This is a genomic window from Saccharothrix obliqua, assembly GCF_019375475.1.
Taxonomy (GTDB): domain Bacteria; phylum Actinomycetota; class Actinomycetes; order Mycobacteriales; family Pseudonocardiaceae; genus Actinosynnema; species Actinosynnema obliqua.
The window spans coordinates 563,838-583,343 of record NZ_JAHXGQ010000002.1 but is presented as its reverse complement, the minus strand read 5'-3'; the positions used below and the strand labels follow the sequence as shown (position 1 = coordinate 583,343).

Annotated in this window: 13 protein-coding genes and 1 pseudogene; 3 read left to right on the top strand and 11 right to left on the bottom strand. The window is 73.5% G+C overall.

Annotated features, from left to right (window positions below; all coding sequences use genetic code 11):
* Positions 1-93 precede the first annotated feature (93 nt).
* The 7 genes from KZQ38_RS08635 to KZQ38_RS08605 form a co-directional block, all read right to left on the bottom strand.
* On the bottom strand, positions 94-768 hold the full coding sequence (locus tag KZQ38_RS08635) for a hypothetical protein (protein WP_219440110.1): 675 nt from the start codon (positions 766-768) through the stop codon (positions 94-96).
* Positions 752-1,639, bottom strand: coding sequence for an RNA polymerase sigma factor SigJ (gene sigJ / locus KZQ38_RS08630; protein ID WP_219440109.1), 888 nt, complete (start codon positions 1,637-1,639; stop codon positions 752-754). Before sigJ ends, KZQ38_RS08635 begins: the two co-directional genes overlap by 17 nt.
* Positions 1,640-1,794: 155 nt before the next feature.
* Positions 1,795-2,388 (bottom strand): 3-isopropylmalate dehydratase small subunit, encoded by a 594-nt coding sequence (gene leuD, locus KZQ38_RS08625; protein ID WP_219440108.1) that lies wholly within the window; start codon positions 2,386-2,388, stop codon positions 1,795-1,797.
* A gap of 6 nt (positions 2,389-2,394) precedes the next feature.
* Positions 2,395-3,819 carry a 3-isopropylmalate dehydratase large subunit gene (gene leuC, locus KZQ38_RS08620; protein ID WP_219440107.1) on the bottom strand — a complete coding sequence of 475 codons (1,425 nt, stop codon included), beginning with the start codon at positions 3,817-3,819 and terminating at the stop codon, positions 2,395-2,397.
* Between the two features lie 216 nt (positions 3,820-4,035).
* Positions 4,036-5,049 (bottom strand): 3-isopropylmalate dehydrogenase, encoded by a 1,014-nt coding sequence (locus KZQ38_RS08615; protein WP_219440404.1) that lies wholly within the window; start codon positions 5,047-5,049, stop codon positions 4,036-4,038.
* A gap of 76 nt (positions 5,050-5,125) precedes the next feature.
* Complete coding sequence (locus tag KZQ38_RS08610; protein ID WP_219440106.1) at positions 5,126-6,820, bottom strand: 2-isopropylmalate synthase; 1,695 nt, start codon at positions 6,818-6,820, stop codon at positions 5,126-5,128.
* 116 nt (positions 6,821-6,936) lie between these two features.
* Positions 6,937-8,631 carry a long-chain-fatty-acid--CoA ligase gene (locus KZQ38_RS08605; RefSeq protein ID WP_219440105.1) on the bottom strand — a complete coding sequence of 565 codons (1,695 nt, stop codon included), beginning with the start codon at positions 8,629-8,631 and terminating at the stop codon, positions 6,937-6,939.
* A gap of 476 nt (positions 8,632-9,107) precedes the next feature.
* On the opposite strand from KZQ38_RS08605, the gene KZQ38_RS08600 reads away from it, so the two are divergent.
* Positions 9,108-10,235, top strand: coding sequence for an amidohydrolase family protein (locus KZQ38_RS08600; RefSeq protein WP_219440104.1), 1,128 nt, complete (start codon positions 9,108-9,110; stop codon positions 10,233-10,235).
* 84 nt (positions 10,236-10,319) lie between these two features.
* Here KZQ38_RS08600 and KZQ38_RS08595 read toward each other — a convergent pair whose 3' ends face one another.
* Entirely contained in the window at positions 10,320-11,990 is a 1,671-nt protein-coding gene (locus KZQ38_RS08595) for an FAD-binding dehydrogenase (RefSeq protein ID WP_219440103.1), read from the bottom strand.
* Positions 11,987-12,877 (bottom strand): alpha/beta fold hydrolase, encoded by an 891-nt coding sequence (locus KZQ38_RS08590; RefSeq protein WP_219440102.1) that lies wholly within the window; start codon positions 12,875-12,877, stop codon positions 11,987-11,989. Before KZQ38_RS08590 ends, KZQ38_RS08595 begins: the two co-directional genes overlap by 4 nt.
* A gap of 938 nt (positions 12,878-13,815) precedes the next feature.
* Here KZQ38_RS08590 and KZQ38_RS08585 point away from each other — a divergent pair.
* The gene (locus KZQ38_RS08585) at positions 13,816-15,186 is read left to right on the top strand and encodes an NsdA family TPR-like regulatory protein (protein ID WP_219440101.1); all 1,371 of its coding nucleotides are present in this window, start codon (positions 13,816-13,818) and stop codon (positions 15,184-15,186) included.
* A gap of 53 nt (positions 15,187-15,239) precedes the next feature.
* On the opposite strand, the gene KZQ38_RS08580 is transcribed toward KZQ38_RS08585, so the two are convergent.
* Positions 15,240-16,946 carry an alpha-keto acid decarboxylase family protein gene (locus tag KZQ38_RS08580; protein WP_219440100.1) on the bottom strand — a complete coding sequence of 569 codons (1,707 nt, stop codon included), beginning with the start codon at positions 16,944-16,946 and terminating at the stop codon, positions 15,240-15,242.
* Between the two features lie 331 nt (positions 16,947-17,277).
* Here KZQ38_RS08580 and KZQ38_RS08575 point away from each other — a divergent pair.
* Positions 17,278-17,622 (top strand): annotated as a pseudogene (locus tag KZQ38_RS08575) (transposase); the annotation flags it as partial.
* A 79-nt stretch (positions 17,623-17,701) separates the two neighbouring features.
* Here the strand turns inward: KZQ38_RS08575 and KZQ38_RS08570 are convergent.
* On the bottom strand, positions 17,702-19,408 hold the full coding sequence (locus KZQ38_RS08570) for a long-chain-fatty-acid--CoA ligase (protein WP_219440098.1): 1,707 nt from the start codon (positions 19,406-19,408) through the stop codon (positions 17,702-17,704).
* Positions 19,409-19,506 lie beyond the last annotated feature (98 nt).

Here is a 19,506-nt window from a genome sequence, read left to right as displayed (position 1 = left end):
GCGGCGGCGTACCCGCGGGCCCTGGCTCGCCCGCACCCGGCCGTTGGACGCGCCGCACCGCCGGGCTGCGGCGTACGACCGGCCCGGCGAACCTCAATGACCGCCACCGGGAGGAGGCGTGGTCAGGCGGAAGTGGTGGGACAGGTGGGTGGCCACCGCGTCGGCGGTCCGGGTGCCGTCGACGGTCAGGGTCGGCAGGTCCAGTTCGGTCGCCTGGCGGCGGAGTTCGGCGTCCCAGAGGGTGTCGCGTGCCAGGCGGTTGGCCAGGGCCCGGGTGTGGTCGCCGGAGCCCCAGTTGGCGTGTGCCCGGGCCGGGTCCGCGAAGCGCGTGGTGAGGGCGTGCCGGCGGAACCCGGGTGTGGGCAGCAGGAAGATCGCCTGCGTTCGCCGGGTGAGCAGCGGGGCGATGTCGCGTGGCGTGTTGCCGAAGTAGTCCACCAGGACCGGGCGGTCGTCGGGCAGTGCCAACAGGTCTGCCACGAGGAGGTCGATGGTCTCGCCGTGCAGGCTGGGCATCTCCCGGTAGGTCTCCTCGGGCGTGCGCTGGGCGCGCTGCTCGGGCGTGAGCCGCAATGCCGCCCACGCGCGGGGATGGCGGTCCGGCGTGAAGCGGGGTACCCAGGCCCGCTCGGCCGCGTCCCCGTCGTAGACGACGGCGCCGTGCCGCTCGGCCAGCAGTCGCGTGACGGTGCTCTTGCCCGCCCCGGTGCCGCCCGCGATCCACCGCACGTGGGCCAGGCGCCGGCGCAGATCACCGCGGTTCGTCACGGAGATCATTGTGGCCGATGCGGCTCAGCTTGTCCGGGTTGGTGACCGAGTAGACGCCCCGCACCCGGTCGCCGTCCGCGGTGAGGTCGAGGACCAGGACGGCGAACGGCGACGCGTCGGTGAACAGCAGCGCGGACGGGTCGCCGTTGACGTGGCGGTACCGGATCTCGACGTTCTCGGGAGCGTTCCGCGCGACGGTGGTGAGCAGGGTGGCGACCCGACCCCGACCGCGGACGGGGTGCAGACTGGCTGCCGGTCCCTTGCCGCCGCCGTCGGTCCACAGCGTCACGTCGGGGGCGAGGACGTCCATGAGCGCGTCCAGGTCGCCGCCCAGGGTGGCGGCGATGAAGCGTTCGGTCGCCTGTTGCTGCACGCGTGCGTCGACCCGGTAGCGGGGGCGTCGGGCCCGCACGTGCCGCCGGGCGCGGTGGGCGAGTTGCCGCACGGCTTCGGGGGTGCGGCCGAGCATGGCGGCGATGTCGGTGTGCGCGTAGCCGAACGCCTCGTGCAGCACGAACACCGCGCGTTCGGCCGGGCTGAGGGTTTCCAGCACGACCAGCAACGCCATCGAGGACGACTCGGCCCGCGCGAGGGGATCGGCGTCGGTCACCACCGGTTCGGGCAGCCACTGGCCGACGTAGGTCTCCCGGCGGCGGTTGAGGGCGGCTCGGCGGGCGAGGGCCTGGTTGACCGCGATGCGCACCAGGTAGGCACGCGGGTTGTCGACCCGCTCCCACTCCGCGCGCGACCACGACAGCCAGGTCTCCTGGAGCACGTCCTCGGTGTCGGACACGCTGCCGAGCATGGTGTACGCGATGGCGAACAGCAGTTCGCGGTGCTCCAGGAACCCCCGGGTAGCGGGATCAGTCACGACGCCTCCGATCGCTGTGCACCGACCAAGAGCGTCCCCGACGTGCGGGACGTGACGTGGCAGCACGGAATTGTGTCCCGCGTCTCACCGGACCGCGGCGGCGCTGCCCCACCGGACCGACGTCGGTGGGGCGTGCGCACGGGCGAAGCCGTCGGCTACCGGTTGCGGGTACGTGGCCGGTACGAGGGGCGGCGCTGCTCGTACTCCGCGATGCGGGCTTCGTGCTCCAGCGTCAGGCTGATGTCGTCCAAGCCGTGCAGCAGCCGCCATCGGGCGTTGTCGTCCAGCTCGAAACCCGCCGTGATCCCCGCGGCGCGGACCTCGCGGTCGAGCAGGTCCACGGTCACCTCGGCCGCGGGGTCGGCCTCGGTCAGCGCCCACAGCCGGTCGACGGTCTCCTGCGGCAGGGTCACGGCCGGCAGGCCGTTCTTGAGCGAGTTGCCGCGGAAGATGTCGCCGAAGCGCGCCGAGATGACGACCTTGAAGCCGTAGTTCTGCAACGCCCAGACGGCGTGCTCGCGCGACGAGCCGGTGCCGAAGTCCATCCCGGCCACCAACACGGTCGCGCCCCGGCGGGCGGGCTGGTTGAGGACGAACTCCGGGTCCTTGCGCCAGGCGTCGAAGAGCCCGTCCTCGAAGCCGTCCCGGGTGACCTTCTTCAGCCAGCGGGCGGGGATGATCTGGTCGGTGTCGACGTTGCCGCGGCGCAACGGGACCGCCCGGCCGGTGTGCGTGGTGAAGGGTTCCATGGCGGCTCAGGCTCCGGTGGTCGCGGGCAGGTCGGACAGGTCGGCGGGCGAGGCCAGGTGGCCGAGGACCGCGGTGGTGGCCGCGACCTGCGGGGAGACCAGGTGCGTCCGGCCGCCCCTGCCCTGCCTGCCCTCGAAGTTGCGGTTGGAGGTGGACGCGGCCCGCTCGCCGGGCGACAACTGGTCGGGGTTCATGCCCAGGCACATGGAGCAGCCCGCGTGCCGCCACTCGGCGCCGGCGGCGGTGAACACCTTGTCCAGCCCCTCTTCCACGGCCTTGAGCGCGACGCGCACCGACCCGGGCACGACCAGCATCCGCACCCCGTCGGCCACCGAACGCCCCCGCAGCACGGCGGCGGCGGCACGCAGGTCCTCGATCCGCCCGTTGGTGCACGACCCGAGGAAGACGGTGTCCACCGCGATCTCCCGCAACGGCTGGCCGGCCGTCAACCCCATGTACTCCAGCGCCTTCTCGGCGGCCAGCCGCTCGCCGGCGTCGGCGAAGCCGGCCGGGTCGGGGACGGAGGCCGACAGCGGTGCGCCCTGCGCCGGGTTCGTGCCCCAGGTGACGAACGGGGAGAGGGTGGAGGCGTCGATGACGACCTCGCGGTCGAAGGTCGCGTCGTCGTCGGTGCGCAGGGCGCGCCAGTCGGCGACGGCGGCGTCCCAGTCGGCGCCCTTGGGCGCGTGCGGGCGGTCCTTGAGGTAGGCGAAGGTGGTCTCGTCCGGGGCGATCATCCCGGCGCGGGCGCCCGCCTCGATCGACATGTTGCACACCGTCATCCGGGCCTCCATCGAGAGCTTCTCGATGGCCGGGCCGCGGTACTCGATGACGTGGCCCTGGCCGCCGCCGGTGCCGATCCGGGCGATCACGGCCAGGATCAGGTCCTTCGCCACGACGCCGGGCGGCAGCTCGCCCTCGACCGTGACGGCCATCGTCCGGAACGGGGACATCGGCAGCGTCTGGCTGGCCAGGACGTGCTCGACCTGGCTGGTGCCGATGCCGAAGGCCAGCGCGCCGAACGCGCCGTGGGTGGAGGTGTGGCTGTCGCCGCAGACCACGGTCATCCCGGGCTGGGTCAACCCGAGCTGCGGCCCGACCACGTGGACGATGCCCTGCTCGACGTCGCCCAGCGGGTGCAGCCGGACCCCGTGCTCCGCGCAGTTCTTCCGCAGCGTCTCCAGCTGGAGGCGGGACACCGGGTCCGCGATCGGCTTGTCGATGTCGATGGTGGGTGTGTTGTGGTCCTCGGTCGCGATGGTGAGGTCGGCGCGCCGCACGCGCCGGCCGGCCTTGCGCAGCCCGTCGAACGCCTGCGGGCACGTCACCTCGTGCAGCAGGTGCAGGTCGACGTAGAGCAGGTCCGGCTCGCCCTCGGCGCGCCGGACGACGTGGTCGTCCCAGACCTTCTCCGCCAGTGTCTTGGCCATGAGCTTCCTCCGAGCGGTGGGGTGGGAGCGGGCTGTGCTGTGTGGGTTGGGTTGGTCTGTGGGGCGGGTAGCGGGGGTGTCGCCGATCTGCGGGTGGGGGAGCGGTGGTGTGGTCGGCGGGAAGGCTCGACCCGCCGGGCGGGTGGGGGCGGTGGTGTGGTCGGCGGGTTGGGTGGGTTCGTGGGGCGAGTGGGGAGCGGTGGGTCGGGGGACGGCTCAACCCGCCAGGCGCGCGGCGAGCGCGTCGCCGACCTGCTCGGTGCCGCGCGCCGCCGCCGGGTCGCGCTCGGCCAGGTCGGCGGCGACGGCGGCGTCGACCCGGTCCGCCTCCCGGGCGTGGCCGAGGTGGCGCAGGAGCAGCGCGACGGACCGCACGGTCGCGGTCGGGTCGGCCCGGCCGGTGCCCGCGATGTCCGGCGCGGAGCCGTGGACCGGTTCGAACATCGAGGGGTAGGCCCCGGTCGGGTTGATGTTGCCGCTGGCGGCCAGGCCGATGCCGCCGGTCACGGCCGCGGCCAGGTCGGTGAGGATGTCGCCGAAGAGGTTGTCGGTGACGATCACGTCGAACCGCTCGGGCCGGGTGACGAAGAAGATCGTGGCGGCGTCGACGTGCAGGTAGTCGGTGGTGACGGCGGGGTGCTCGGCGGCGACCGCGGCGAAGGTGCGCTGCCACAGCCCCCCGGCGTGCACGAGCACGTTGTTCTTGTGCACCAGCGTCAACCTCCGGCGGGGCCGGGCTTCGGCGCGCTCGAAGGCGTAGCGGATCACCCGCTCCACCCCGTAGGCGGTGTTGACGCTCACCTCGGTGGCCACCTCGGCGGGGGTGCCGGTGCGCAGCGTGCCGCCGTTGCCCGCGTACAGGCCCTCGGTGCCCTCCCGGACCACGACGAAGTCGACGGCCGGGCCGTCGCTCGCGTGGCGCCTGCCGGGGCGCAGGTTCACGTAGTGGTCGAAGGCGAAGCGCAGCTTGAGCAGCAGGCCGCGTTCCAGGACACCGGACGGGACGGTGGGGTCGCCGATCGCGCCGAGCAGGATCGCGTCGTGCTGCCGGAGCGACCGGAGGTCGGCGTCCGGCAGGGTCTCCCCGGTGGCGTGCCACCGCTTCGCGCCGAGGTCGTACTCGGTGGTCTCCAGCTTGACGTCCTGGGGCAGCACGGCGGCCAGGACCTTCAGCCCTTCCGCCACCACCTCCGGACCGATGCCGTCGCCGGGTACCACCGCCAGGCGAATGCTCCTGCTGTGCGACATGGCATCCTCTCCTCACGTAGTGGTGCGGGACCTCTTGGGTGCGGGGCCGGTCGAGCACTCAGGCGACGGGCTCCTCGGCGTGCGGTGCGGCCCGCTGCTCGTCCAGGCTCCGGCGGGCGGCGGCGAGCGCGGCACCCCGGACCGCTTCCGCCTCGTCGGCGTGGATGCCCACGCCCCACAGGGATCGCCCGTGCACCGCCGTCTCGCAGAAGGCGGCGTACCCGGGGCGTCCCTTCAGCCGTTCCACGGTGACGCCCTGGACCGCGCCGGGTACCTCCCGGGCGTCGAACACTCGGCTCACCGAGTTCTTCCAGTTCCCGGGCGTCAACTCGGTGGCGGGGACCTCCAGGAGGTCTGCCGCCGACTCGCCCGGCGTCACGTACCGCCGCGCGAACTGCTCCCACAGCTCGTCCGCGCCGACCTCGCCACCGCGCTGCTCGCAGAACTTCTGCATGACGTGGGCGAAGTCGATCTGCAACGGCCGGGGTAGCGGCAGGCCGCGCGTGCTGAGCAGCAGGTGGGCGATGCCGCCCTTGCCGGACTGGGTGTTGATGCGGATCAGCGCCTGGTAGCTGCGCCCGATGTCGCGCGGGTCGACGGCGAGGTAGGGCACGTCCCAGACGGCGTCGGGGTCGCCCGCCTCCTCGCGGGCCTTGAGGCCCTTGGCGATGGCGTCCTGGTGCGTGCCGGCGAAGGAGGTGTAGACGAACTCGCCCACCCACGGGTGGCGGGCGGAGATCGGGATCTGGTTGCACTCCTCGACGACGGCGCGGACGCGGTCCAGGTCGCGCAGGTCGAGTTCGGGGTCGATGCCCTGGGAGTACAGGTTCATCGCCAGGGTGGGCAGGCACACGTTGCCCGTGCGCTCGCCGTTGCCGAACAGGCAGCCCTCCACCCGGTCGACACCCGCGAGGACGGCCAGTTCGGTCGCCGCCACGGCGCTGCCGCGGTCGTTGTGCGGGTGCAGGGTCAGGATGGTCCGGTCCCGGTGCGCCAGGTGCCGGCACGTGTACTCGATGCGGTCCGCCAACTCGTGCGGGGGGAAGCACTCCACCGTCACGGGCAGCGCGATCCGCAGCGTGCGGTCCGTGCGGGGAGCGCAATACTCCTGCACCGCGTTGCAGATCTCCACCGCGAAGTCCGGTTCGGTCTGGCTCCAGGACTCCGGCACGTAGGACAGGTACAGCTCGGTCTCCCGCAGTCGCTCCTGGAGCCGCACGGCGTGCCGGGTGCCGTTGAGCGCCAGCGCCACGGTTTCCGCGCGGGTGGCGCGGAAGACGACCCGGCGCTGCGCGGCGGAGGTCGGGTTGATGTACTGGAGCACCGCCCTGGGTGCTCCGCGCACCGCTTCGACGCTCCGCTCGATCGCGTCGATCCGCATGGAGCAGAGGACCTGGATGATGACGTCGTCGGGGATGGAGTCCGTTTCGATCAGGTGCCGGACGAAGTCGTAGTCGTCCTGCGACGAGGCGGGGTAGCCCACCTCGATCTCCTTGAACCCCATGGAGACCAGGAGGTCGAACAGCACCCGCTTGCGGGCGACGTCCATCGGCTCCAGCAGGGCCTGGTTGCCGTCACGCAGGTCCACGCTGCCCCACAGCGGCGCGCGGGTCGGCTGCCGGTCGGGCCAGGTGCGGTCCGCCAGCCCGATGGGTTGGTAGGGGGCGTACTTGTGCACGGGCATCCCGCTGGGTTTCTGCGCGCCCATGTCGCGGGCGCGGAACGCGCGGTGCCGGTCTGGGGAAAAGCTCATCTCTTGCTCTCCTCGGTCTTCGTGGGGCCGGCACCCCGTCGACGCGGGGTCCCGGCACGAGAACGGGATGTGGTTCGTCCCCCGGGGTGGGTTCCGCCGGAGCGGGCGGAAGGGCGTCACCCGTTGACGAGTCCCGGCCGCCCGGTGTCGGCTCGGGCGCCGTGGTGCCGGTCGAGCCGCACGACGGGCAGCAGCCCGTGCGCGTACTGGTCCCGGATGGCGCCCTTGTCGTACTTGCCCACCGAGGTCTTGGGCACCGCGGGCAGGACCGCCCAGCGCTCGGGCACCATCCACGCGTCGAGGCGCTCGGCCAGGAAGTCACGCAGCTCGGCCGGGTCTGTTCCGTTGTGCCGCAACGACACCGCGGCCAACGGGCGCTCGCCCCAGCGGTCGTCGGGCACCGCGATGACGGCGGCCTCGGCCACCGCGGCGTGCTCCATCAGCGCGTTCTCCAGCCGTACGCTGGAAATCGACTCGCCGCCGGACTTGATGACGTCCTTCACGCGGTCGGTCAGCCTCAGGTAGCCGTCGGGGCTGATCGACCCCACGTCGCCGGTCCGCAGCCAGCCGTCCGCGGTGAAGTGCTCCTCGGGTGCGCCTTCGCCGTGGTAGGCACAGGTCACGTCGGGACCACGCAGGTGGAGTTCGCCGGTGGCCACGCCGTCGTGGGGCACCGGAGCGCCGTCGGGGTCGACGAGCCGGAACTCCACCGATGGCGGGAAACGCCCCTGGCTGAGGCGGTAGGCCCACTCCTCGTCGGCGTCCGCACCGCGGGGTGGCACCGCCGCGCTGACCAACCCCATGGTCTCGGTCATGCCCCAGCCGTGCAGGAGTTCGATGGCGTGCCGGTCGCGGTACGCGGCTATCAGGGCGGGCGGACAAGCCGAACCGCCCACGTAGACCCGGGTCAGGCTCGCGGTGTCGTGCGCGCGGGTGTCCAGTTCCGGCAGCAGCGAGGACCAGACGGTGGGCACGGCGGCGCTGAAGGTGGGCCGGCCCCGGTCGATCATGCGGGCGAGCGGCGCGGCCCCGGTGAAGCGGTCGGGCAGCAGCAACCCCGCGCCGGTGAAGAAGGCCGCGTGCGGGATGCACCAGCCGCCCGCGTGGTACATGGGCACCACCGGGAAGAGGGTGTCGTGCGGGCTGATGCCGTAGTGGCTCGGCGACAGCACCTGGTAGCAGTGCAGGAAGATCGAGCGGTGGCTGTAGACCACGCCCTTGGGCTTCCCGGTGGTGCCGGTGGTGTAGCAGATCATCGCGGCGGAGTGCTCGTCCAGGCGGTCCTGCCAGGGGTGGTCGCCGGGGAGGCCGGTGATCAGCTCCTCGTAGTCGTGCACCCCGCCGGTGAACCCGGACAGCGCCTCGTGGTCGCCGGGACCGGCGACGACGACGTGCCGCACGGTGTCCGGCAGCCGCGCGAGCACCGGGGCGAGCGGTTCCAACAGGTCGGCGTCCACGACGAGCACTTCGTCACCGGCGTGGGCGATGGTGTGGGTCATCTGGTCCGCGGGCATCCGCCAGTTCACCGTGTGCAGCACGGAGCCCATCGCGGGAACCGCGGCGAAGAGTTCGAGGTGCCGGGCGTTGTTCCACATGAGCGTCCCGATCACACTCTGCTCGTCGGTGCGGGTGCCCAGCCGGTCGCGGAGCGCGTGAGCCAGGCGTGCCGCCCGCTCGCCGACCTCCGCGTAACTCCTCGTGTCGAGCCCTTCGCCGTTCCACGTGGCGACCTGGGAGGAGGCGTGGACCGTGGTGGCGTACCGCAGGATGCGGGCGGTGGTCAGCGGGGCGTCCGGCATCGTGCTGTGCAAGGCGTGCCTCCCGGAGTTCAGCGCCCGCGTGCGGGGCGGCGGCTTCGAGGAGCGGCGGAAATCGTTGTCCTGGAACCTATTCCGGCGTTCTCGCCGGCGGCAACCACGTGCGGCGGTCCCACCTGGTCGACCCGCGGGACCGCGTGCCGCCGCTGTTCCCGCCGGTCAGCCGGGTAGCCGACCGGCACCGCGGTGGTGTTCCGGGGGCGTGGAAAAGCGGATCGGCGTAGTGGACCGGCCCAGGTGAACCCGGTTTCCCGGTCGGCTCCACATGAGATCGGTCGCATTGGTGGTGAACGGGTCGTACATCGCTCTCGGTGTGCGCACCGAGCACGTGGTGCGTGGCGGGACGACCCCCTTCCCGCCATCGCGCCCCCGACGTGTGTCCTGCGTCTCGCCGTGTCACGTGGGTCCGCGTCGCCGGGCTCTTGGTTGGCACGAGCCGGGAAGTCCCCGGCTCGCGAGAGGAGACGGCAATGAGGACCCTCATCCGCGGTGTCCGGGTGTTCGACGGCTCGCTGACCACGGCACGCGCCGATGTGCTCATCGACGGCGACCGGATCGCGGAACCCTACGGGCAGCCGGTCGACGTCCTGGTGGACGGGGCGGGGAAGACGCTGCTGCCCGGCCTGATCGACGCGCACACGCACGTCTTCGACGGGAACCTGGCCCAGGCGCTCGCCTTCGGCGTGACCACCGAGCTGGACATGTTCTCCCTGCCCGCGAACCTGGCCAGGCAGCGCGCGCTGGCCGCCGAGCGCGACGACGTGGCCGACGTCCGGAGCGCGGGCACGCTCGCCACGGCACCGGGTGGGCACCCGAGTCAGCTCATGGCCGCGCTCGTCGACGCGGCTTCCTTCGGTGACGCGGTCGGGCCGTTCGACACCGTCGCCGACGCCGGTCAGGCGCGGGCGTTCGTCGCGGCGCGGGTGGCCGAGGGCATCGACTACCTCAAGGTCGTCGTGGACGACGGCGCGGTGCACGGCGCGGACCTGCCGACGTTGTCGCCCGCGGTCGTGACGGCCCTCGTGGAGGCCGCGCACGCCGCCGGCCTGAAGGTGGTCGCGCACGCCATCACCGCGGCCGAGGTCCGGGTGGCGCTCGACGCGGGCGTGGACGGTCTCGCGCACGTCTGGGCCGACGAGGTGCCCGACAGCGCCGAGTTGGCCGCGCGTGTCGCGGCGCAGCGCGTGTTCGTGGTGAGCACGTTGGTGTACTTCGCGGAGATCAGCCGACACGGGTCCGGTGCGGCCGACCACGCGGCGGCCGGCAGTGGCGACAACGCCGTGCGCACCGCGCGTGTGCTGCACGAGGCGGGTGTGCCGTTGCTGGCGGGTACGGACGCCACGCCGTTCGCCCCGGCGCACGGCGAGAGCCTGCACCGGGAACTGGACCTGCTGACGCGAAGCGGCCTGGGCAACGAGGAAGCGCTCGCCGCGGCGACCAGCCTGCCCGCACGCCACTTCGGGCTGGCCGACCGCGGCCGGATCGCGCCGGGCCTGCGTGCGGACCTGCTGCTGGTGGACGGCGACCCCACCCACGACATCGCGGCGACCCGGTCGATCGCCGACGTCTGGCGGCGGGGCGTTCGCCAGTCGCGTTGACCGGCGCGACCCGCGGCCGGGCTCGGCACCGGGGTGGTGCCCGGTGCCGAGCGGGCGGCGGTTTCCACCGGTGGATCGCGCGGGTCAGCCGAGTCGGCGGTCCATCGCGCGGCCGGCCGCGCGGCCGGAGAAGACGCAGCCGCCGAGGAAGCCGCCCTCCAGGGCGTTGTACCCGTGCACGCCGCCGCCGCCGAAGCCGGCTGCCTCGCCGGCCGCGTACAGACCCGGCACGACCGTCCCGTCCGGACGGACGACCTGTGATTCGAGCGTGGTCTGCACTCCGCCCAACGTCTTGCGGGAGAACGGCCGCAGGATGATCCCGAAGAGGGGGCCGTGCGCGGGGTCCAGCAGGCGGTGCGGGCGCGCGATCCGCATGAACCGCTCCGGCAGGTACGCGCGTCCGTTCCGGACGGCCCACTCCTGCATGTCCTTCGAGTAGTGGTGGCGCACTTGGCGGTCGTGGGCCACCGCCTCCAGCGCCACGCGCTCGTGGTCGAGCGGCGTCTCCGGGGTGAGGTCGTTCATGGCCCGCACCAGTTCGGGCAGCGTCGACCGGATCACGACGTCCTCCTCGTAGTCGAGGAACGCGCGCACGGTCGGCATCAGGCTCTTCTTGAACTGCAGCAACAGCAGCGGCAGGCTCTTGCCGGTCAGGTCGGGGTTCTGGTCCGAGCCCGACAACGCGAACTCCTTGTCCACCATCGTCTGCGTCATGATGAGCCACGAGTGGGCGTTGCCGGCGCGGTTGAGGTGCCCGAGGGTTTGCAGGTTCGCGTGGCTGGGGAACAGCGGCGGTGGCAGGCGTCGCCCGGCGGCGTCCAGCCACAGCGGCGACGGGCCGGCCAGCAACCGCACCGCGTGCTTCGGCCAGACCGGGGTGTGCTGCTTCAACCCCTCGCTGTAGGGCCACAACCGGTCCAGGTTGACGACCGCGCCGCCGGCGCGCTCGGTGATGGCCAGCATCCGCCCGTCGACGTGTGCCGGCACCCCTTGCAGCAGCGAGGCCGGCGCGGGCCCGAGGCGGTCGACGGGCCAGTGCGCGCGGTACAGGTCGAGGTTGCCGCCGATCCCGCCGGAGGCGACCAGGACGGCCCGCGCCCGCAGTTCGAACCCACCCACCTCCTCCCGGCTGGACGGCACGCCCCGCGGCTCGGCCGAGGGGACCAGCACCGCGCCGCGCACGCCGACCGCCGCACCGCCCTCCACCACGATCTCGTCGACCCGGTGCCGGTGCTTGAACGTCACCGTCCCACGCGCGGCGGCGGCGAGCACCGGGTCGCGGAAGACGCGCACGACCTCCGGTCCCGAACCCCAGGTGTAGTGGAACCGCGGCACGGAGTTGCCGTGACCGGTCGCCGTGCCCACGCCCCGCTCCACCCAACCCACGATGGGCAGCACGCGCAGCCCGAGCCCGTACAGGTAGCTGCGCTTGTCGCCGGCCGCGAAGCGCACGTACGCCTCGGCCCACCGGCGGGCCCAGGCGTCCTCGCGGTCGCGGTCGAAGGCGGCCGAGGCCATCCAGTCCGACAGCGCCAGGTCGGCGGAGTCCTTGATGCCCAGCCGCCGCTGCTCGGGCGTGCCGACGAGGAAGAGACCCCCCTCCGACCAGTACGCCTGGCCGCCGAGGTTCGCCTCGTTCTCCTGGTCGAGGACCACGACGCGCCGGCCGGCGCGGGTCAACTCGTAGGTGGCGACCAGGCCGGCGAGGCCGGCTCCGACGACGATGACGTCCGTGACGTCCGTGACGTCGCTCATGACGGGTTCCCTCCTGCGGTGGCGGCGGTGGCGAGGAACGGGCGCACGGCGGCGATCAGCGCGGCGGGGCGCTCCAACGGCAGCAGGTGGCCGCTGATCAGGACCAGCTTCAGCCGCCCGTTGCGCAGCCGGGACCGGGCGAGGACGCCCTGCCACCAGGGGACCTGGAGGTCGCGGATGCCCCAGAGGACGAGGGTCGGCTGCGGCAGTTCGCGCAGCCGGCCGAGCACGGGGTGCCGCTGTCCCAGCAACCCGACGGCCGCCCGGTTGGAGTCCAGGGTGGTGTCCAGCGCGCCGGGGGTGGCGACCGCCTGTACCTGGCTCCGCCACCAGCGCGCGGAGATCCGCCAGGGGCGGACCGCGCCGATCAGCCCCACGGCGCCGACGAGCAGTTCGGGGCCGTACGGGAGCAGCGGGATCAGCCACCGCGTGAGGTCGCCGAGGGGCGTGACGGATTGGAGCACCATGACCGGGTTGACGGCGCGACCCAGGCCGGCCGAGTCGACCAGCACCAGGGCCGCTGCCCGCGTCGGCTGTCGCAACGCCGCGTGCACGGCCACCAGGCCACCCAGCGAGTGCCCGATGAGGGCGGGCCGGGACAGGCCCAGGACCTCGGCGAACTCCCAGACGAACGCGGCGAGCCCCTGCGGGGTGGCGTCTCCGACGGGTTCGGTGTAGCCGTAACCCGGCAGGTCCACGGCGATGGCCCGGTAACCGGAGCCGAGGCCCTTGAGCACGTCGTACCACGTCTCGGAGACCGAACCCTCGCCGTGGATCAGCACGACGGGGTGACCGCTCCCGGCTTCCAGGTAGCGGGTCGCCCGACCGTCCACAATGGTCCAGTGCTCCCGCACCGGCACGTCCCTCTCGGCGGTGGGTGTGCTCATCGGGATCTCCTGTGTGATCGGTGCCCGTGGGCCGGTTGCGGGTCGTGCGCGGCGCTCCGTCTTCGTGGGACGGGAGCCGGCAACGCGACGGTAGGCGCGCGTCAGGGGGTGCCGGGAGGCGCAACGGCGGCACCGGAGGCGTGTTCGTCGCCGGGTGCGCCTCCCCGCGCGCACCCGGCGGGAGACCGACCGGTGCGCACCTCACGGGGTGACGGTCGCGCGTGCCGCGTCGGCGTGTTTTCACGGCACGGCCCCCGCAAGGGGAAGGACAGGCGACGAACCGGCCGAAACCGGGCATCCTCTCGGCCTAGGCGGCTGTTGTGGCGCGCGGACCGGAGGGCCGAATTGCGACGCGCCCGGCAAGGGACTTCCCGATTCACCCCATCGGCTCCTACCCACGCCCCTCGTGACTGCACCTAGCATGACTCGTGCCGCCGAAAAAACAGACTGCCAGTGGGTGCGTCAAATTCGGAAAGGAAGGGGTTGAAGCCCCGTGGACACGGGGATCGGCATCCCTCAGGTAGCGTCGGCTCGAATACCGCACGCGGCCGATGCCGCCGGCGCGGACCACCCGGCAAGGTCTTCGCCCGCCCCGGGCGCGGCGCTCGACAACCTCGGAACACGCAGGAACTCGCCGTGCGACGACGCCGGCGTTCGGTCGAGCGGTAGTGGGAGTGCTTTGACCGCTGTCCGCGGTGAACGCGTTTTCCGCCCCCGTGGTGACGTCCGTCACTCACTTCGGAACGCCCGGGAAATTGCCCGGGAGCGCCACCCGTCGGCCGGGTGTGCCGGACCGCGTGGGACAGCTCACCGGAATATTAATTTGAGGCCACCTATTCGGTGTCGCCGCGTATTGCGCGGATGCCGGGAGGGGCGAGCCGGTGTCCGCCGACCGCTGGCACCGGTTTCGACCACGCTTGCGAAGGAGACGTGGCGCCATGGGCGCACGACCGCGTGCTGATCGGAAGGCGAACGACAGGTTGCGCGCTGTGATGGAGGAAGCGGCGTGCTCCAACACCGGCCTGGCCCGCCGGGTGAACATGTGCGGCGCCGAGCACGGACTCGGCCTGCGTTACGACAAGACGTCGGTGGCGCGCTGGTTGCGCGGGCAGCAACCGCGTGGCCGAGCGCCCGCGATCATCGCCCAGGCGCTGGGCCGCAAGCTGGGCCGGACGGTGACCGTGGACGAGATCGGCATGGTGCCCGCGCCGGGCACGACACCGATCCCGGGGCTGCGGTTCGAGCCGACCCTGGCGGGTGCGCTCCGGGAGGCGGGTGCGCTGTGGCGTGGTGACGCGAGCCGCCTCGACCTGCCGGCGGGCGAGCGGCTGTCCACGTCCGTGCTCGTCCAACCCAGCCGCGACTGGCTGATCGCCGAGCCGGACCCGTCCGTCGCGGGCGCCGGACCGCCCGGTACCGGCGCGGCGGACGTCGCGGTGGTGCGTGCGACGATCACCTCCTTCGCCGGGCTCGACCACCGGTTCGGCAGCGGTCGCCTCCGCCCCGTCGTCGTCCACTACCTCGACAGCGTCGTCCACTCGCTGCTCACCGGCTGCTCCGCCGAGTCCACCGGGCGGCAGCTGTTCGGCGCGGCGGCGCGGCTCACCGAACTCGCCGGCTACATGGCGGTCGACACCGGGCAGCCGGGTCTCGCGCAGCGCTACTACATCCAGGCGCTGCGGCTGTCCCAGGCCACCGGTGACCGCGGCATGGGCGCGTACGTGCTGGCCGCCGGCATGAGCCGGGTGGCGTTGCGGCTGGGCAGCCCGCACGAGGCCGTCCAGCTCGCCAGGGTGGCGCAGGAGGGCGTGCGTGGGCCGGGCGCCCCGACCGCCCGGGTCGCGTGCCACGTGGCCGAAGCACGTGCCCACGCCCTGCTGGGTGACGCCCGCGCCTGCGAGAAGGCGGCCGGGCAGGCGGCGGAGTCGTTGGCGCGTGGTGATTCCGGCGAGGTGCCGGAGTGGGGCGCCGGTGTCGACCGGGCGCACCTGGCCGAGGAACTGGCCCGCTGCTCCCGGGACCTCGACCGGCCCGAGGACGCGGCGCGGTGGGCGTGGGAGGCGTTGCGCGGCTGCCCGCCGGACCGGGCCCGGCGGCGGGCGCTCAGGCTGCTGCTGCTGGCCTCCGCGCGGCTGCGGCTGGGCGAGGTGGAGGAGAGCCGGGACACCGCGGCGCAGGCCGTGGAGCTGCTCGGCGAGCTGCGTTCCGCGCAGTGCGTCGACGACCTCAAGGACTTCTGCGGTGGTCTGGCCGCGCGGGGGGAGCAGGAGGCGGCCCGCGCGTTGCTCGCCGGGCTGGACGCGGGGTGACGGGACGGGGCCGGTCGACCGCGTCGACCGGCCCCGTCCTGGCCGCGCACCCGTCAGGGCACCCACCGCGCCCGGTCGGGCCGGTTGAGGACCAGGCGCTTGAGCGACGTCGGGACGTCGTCCTTGCCGGTGAACGCCTCGATGAGCACGAACCGGTCGGGGGTGGCCACCGCGCGGGCCAGGGCACGGTCCAGCGCGGCCGGGGTGTGTGCCGCCAGCACCAGCGGTCGCGGCACGCCGAGGGCGGCCGGGAGGTCGGCCCAGTGCCAGCGGGCGATGTCGTTGTAGACGGCGCGGAGGCCGTGGGTCACCCGCTCGATGGTGTAGCCGTCGTTGTTGACCAGCACCACGATCGGCTTGAGGTCGTGCCGGCCGATGGTGCCCAGTTCCTGCGCGGTGAGCTGGGCCGCGCCGTCGCCGACGACCAGCAGCCCGCGCCGGGTCGGGTCGGCGAGCTGGGCGCCGAGGAGGGCCGGGATGCCGTAGCCGATGGACGCCCACAGGGGCTGACCCACGAACCGCGCGCCGCTCGGGAAGCGGCGGTCCACGATGCCCAGCAGGGGCGTGCCGTCGTCCGCGACCACGGTGTTGTCGGGCCGCAGGGCGCGACCGACCGCCGCCCACAGGTAGGACTGGGTCAGCGGGAGCACCGACCCGCACACCTGCCTGCTGAGCGCGGTCGCGGACTCCTTGAGCCGGGCGGACGAGGTCGCGGCCAGGCGTGCCAACCCGGTCGGGCCGCCGCGGCCCGGCTCGCCGGGCCGGTCGCGTTCGCGGACCAGTTCGGCGAGCACCTTCAACGCCGCCGCCAGCGGCACGCCGGGGAACGTGACGCCGTCCACCGCGGCGGTCGTGGGCCCGAGGTCGATGGCCTTCGCGGGGTCGAACTCGTGGGTGAACTTGCCGGTGCTCATGTCGGCGAGCACCGCACCCGCCAGGATCAGCGGGTCCGCCCGGTCGATGGTGTGGCGGACCACCGTGCCGCTCATGGCGCCCGCGTACACCCCGAGGAACCCCGGGGTGCTCTCGTCCACCACCGTCTTGCCCGTCGGCAGGGTCGCGCTCGGGAGGGCACCGGCCGCCAGCAGGGCCGCCAGCTCGTCCCGGGCCTTGAACCGGTCGACCAGGAAGTCGGCCAGGACGGCGATGTCGCGCGCACCGGCGAGCCGGGCGCGGGCCGCGGCGCGGAACGCCTCCAGGCCGTCCTGGTCGGCGGCCTTCAGGTCCGGCACGTCCAGCGGGCCGGTCGGCGTGACGGGACCGAGCGCGACGTCGCGCGGCACCCGCAGGTACCCCGGCCGGCTCTCGCGCAGGCAAGCCCTGAGCACCCGGTCGACCTCCGCGGCGGCGTCCTCGGGCCGCAGCACGGCGTCGGCGGTCACCACCTGCCGGTGGGCGCGGGCGAACCGGTCGAAGTCGCCGTCCGCCGCGGTGTGGTGGACCTTCGCGCGTTCCCGCTCGGTGGCCCGGGTGGGGCCGACCGCGATGTGGAGCAGCGGCACGCGCTCGGCGTAACCGCCCGCCACGCCGTTGATCGCGCTCAGCTCGCCCACCCCGAGGGCGGTCAGCAGCGCGCCGAACCCGTTGACGCGCCCGTACCCGTCGGCGGCGTACGCGGCGCCCAGCTCGCTCGCCGTGCCGACCCACTTCACCTTCGGGTGGGCCAGGACGCGGTCGAGCACCTCCAGGTTGTAGTCCCCCGGCAACCCGAACAGGTGCCGCACCCCGAGGGCGCCGAGGCGGTCCAGGATGTGGTCCATGACCGTGGTGCTCACTGCCGATGAACCGGTCGTCATGTCTTGTGGTCCTTCCTCGCGCTCTTACCCGGGCGTCGGCCGGTCGACTGTGCGTTCGCGCCGATGCCGGGCGCGCGCGGGGAAGCGCGGCGATCGGTCGGCCGCGGTTCGTGCCGAATCCGGGCTTCCGGCCCCACCGACGCTATGTGCGGCGTGGGCGGGCACGGTAGGCGTGCGGAGGCGGTGACGGAGGCGTGCGGGGCGCGCGCACCGGGCGGTGCTCGCGCGCGGGGAGCCCACCGCGCCACCGACCGACCGCGCGGACGGGCGGGACCGGGCGTCATGCTGTCCCGACGTGGACGAGACCCTGTCACGCCGCCTGGTACCCGATTCGCTGTGGGCGCCGGCCGCGCCGCTGGTCCCGCGGTTCACGCCCCGGCCGCAGGGCGGCGGCACCGGCCCGCTCGACGACCGCGTCGTGTTCACCGCCGTCGTGTTCGTGCTGACCAGCGGCTGCGCGTGGCGCGGCCTGCCGTCGTGCTTCGGCGTCTCGCCGGCGACGGCGCACCGCCGCTTCACCGCGTGGACGGAAGCGGGGTTGTGGGAGGAGTTGCGCCGGAAGTGGGCGGGTCACCGGGCGCTCGCCGGTGACCGGGAGTGGGCGGCGGCGGTCGTGGCCGCCGCCCACTCCCGCGCGCGGGCGTACCGGCGCGGGTGATTCCCGTGCCCCGCCAAGGCGTTTCCGCCCGGTCGGCGCCGCGGCCGGCGCACCACCCGGCTCAGCGCCCGCCGCCGGGTCGCCGGTCGAGGAGCACGACGTCGAGCAGGTTCCGCGCGTACTGGTCCTGGATGCGGCGCTTGTCGTACTTGCCCACCGCCGTCTTCGGCACCGAGTCCACGACGGTCCACCGCTCGGGCACCATCCAGGACCGGACGCGCCGCGCCAGGAAGTCGCGCAGCTCCTCCGTCGGGACACCGCTGCCCGCGCGCAGCGACACGGCGGCCAGCGGCCGTTCGCCCCAGCGCTCGTCGGGCACGGCGACCACCGCCGCCTCGACCACGGCGGGGTGCTCCGCGAGGGCGTTCTCCACCTCCGTGGTGGAGATGAACTCGCCGCCGGACTTGATGACGTCCTTCGCCCGGTCGGTGAGCGTGAGGTACCCGTCCGGTGACACCTTCCCGATGTCGCCGGTCCGCAGCCAGCCGTCGGGGGTGAAGCTCTCGGCCGGTCGGACCCGGGGCGACCCGGGGCCGCCGTGGTAGGAAGCGGTCACGCAGGGACCCCGGAGCTGGAGTTCGCCGGCGCTCACGCCGTCGTTCGGCAGGACGGCGCCGTCGGGCGCGACGACCCGGAACCGGGAGACCGCCGGGAACTGGCCCTGGCTCACCCGGCGCGACCACTCCTCCTCGGCGGTCAGCCCTTGGCGCGGCAGCGATGTCGTCACCAGCGACGACGTCTCGCTCATGCCCCAGGCGTGCAGCAGCTCGACGGAGTGCCGGTCCTGGTAGGCGGCCATCAGCGCGGGCGGGCACGGCGCGCCGCCCACCATCCCCCGGCGCAGGCTCGACGTGCCGTGGCCGCGGGCGTCCAGCTCTTCGAGCAGCGCGGCCCACACGGTGGGCACCGCGGCCGCGAAGGTCGGCCGGCCCTCCTCGATCACGCGGGCGAGCGCGGCCGGGGTGCGGTGCCGGTCGGCCAGCACGATGCCCGCGCCGGCGAGGAACGCGGCGTGCGGGATGCCCCACCCGTTGACGTGGAACATGGGCGCGATGAGGAAGGCGGTCGCGCGGGCGCTGAGGTCGTACGCGTTCGGCGCGGCGACGTGCAGGGCGTGCAGGTACACCGACCGGTGGCTGTAGACGACGCCCTTGGGGTTCCCGGTGGTGCCGGACGTGTAGCAGATCGACGCGGCGGTGTGCTCGTCCAGGTCCTCCTCCCACGGGTAGTCGGCCGGCTGCCCGGCGATCAGCTCCTCGTAGTCGTGCACCTCGCCGGGGAAGTCCGCCAGGTGGTCGAGCCCGTCGCCGGGCGGGGAACCCGCGACGACGACGTGCCGCACGGTGTCCGACAACCCGGCCAGCACGGGGGCGATCACCTCCACCAGGTCCGCGTCCACGACCACCACCTCGTCGCCGGCGTGTCGGATGACGTAGGCGAGCTGCGCGGCCGACATGCGCACGTTGAGGGCGTGCACGACGGCGCCCATGGCGGGCACCCCGAGGAACAGCTCCACGTGGCGGGCGTTGTTCCACATGAAGGTGCCGACGACGCTTTGCCCGCTCCGCGGCCCGGTTCCGGTGCGCACGCCGAGGCGGGTGCGGAGCGCGTGCGCCAGGCGGGCCGCGCGTTCACCCACCTCCGCGTAGCTCCGGCGGTGGAAACCGGCTCCGTGCCAAGTGGACACGGCGGCGGAGCCGTGGACCGAGGAAGCGTGTCGCAGGATGCGGGCGATGGTGAGCGGGTCGTCCGGCATGGTGCTGTGCATGGTGATCCTCCGGATCGGTGTCGCTGCCGGGTGGGTCGGATCGCCGCGCGCCCGCGAATCCGCACCACCGGAAGATAAGCGCCACGTGCCGGCCCTGT

Coding starts and splice junctions, on each gene's coding strand:
- KZQ38_RS08595 (WP_219440103.1), bottom strand. CDS start 11,990: ATGAGCGACGTCACGGACGTCACGGACGTCATCGTCGTCGGAGCCGGC.
- KZQ38_RS08590 (WP_219440102.1), bottom strand. CDS start 12,877: ATGAGCACACCCACCGCCGAGAGGGACGTGCCGGTGCGGGAGCACTGG.
- KZQ38_RS08570 (WP_219440098.1), bottom strand. CDS start 19,408: ATGCACAGCACCATGCCGGACGACCCGCTCACCATCGCCCGCATCCTG.
- KZQ38_RS08580 (WP_219440100.1), bottom strand. CDS start 16,946: ATGGACCACATCCTGGACCGCCTCGGCGCCCTCGGGGTGCGGCACCTG.
- KZQ38_RS08600 (WP_219440104.1), top strand. CDS start 9,108: ATGAGGACCCTCATCCGCGGTGTCCGGGTGTTCGACGGCTCGCTGACC.
- KZQ38_RS08610 (WP_219440106.1), bottom strand. CDS start 6,820: ATGAGCTTTTCCCCAGACCGGCACCGCGCGTTCCGCGCCCGCGACATG.
- leuD (WP_219440108.1), bottom strand. CDS start 2,388: ATGGAACCCTTCACCACGCACACCGGCCGGGCGGTCCCGTTGCGCCGC.
- leuC (WP_219440107.1), bottom strand. CDS start 3,819: ATGGCCAAGACACTGGCGGAGAAGGTCTGGGACGACCACGTCGTCCGG.
- KZQ38_RS08585 (WP_219440101.1), top strand. CDS start 13,816: ATGGGCGCACGACCGCGTGCTGATCGGAAGGCGAACGACAGGTTGCGC.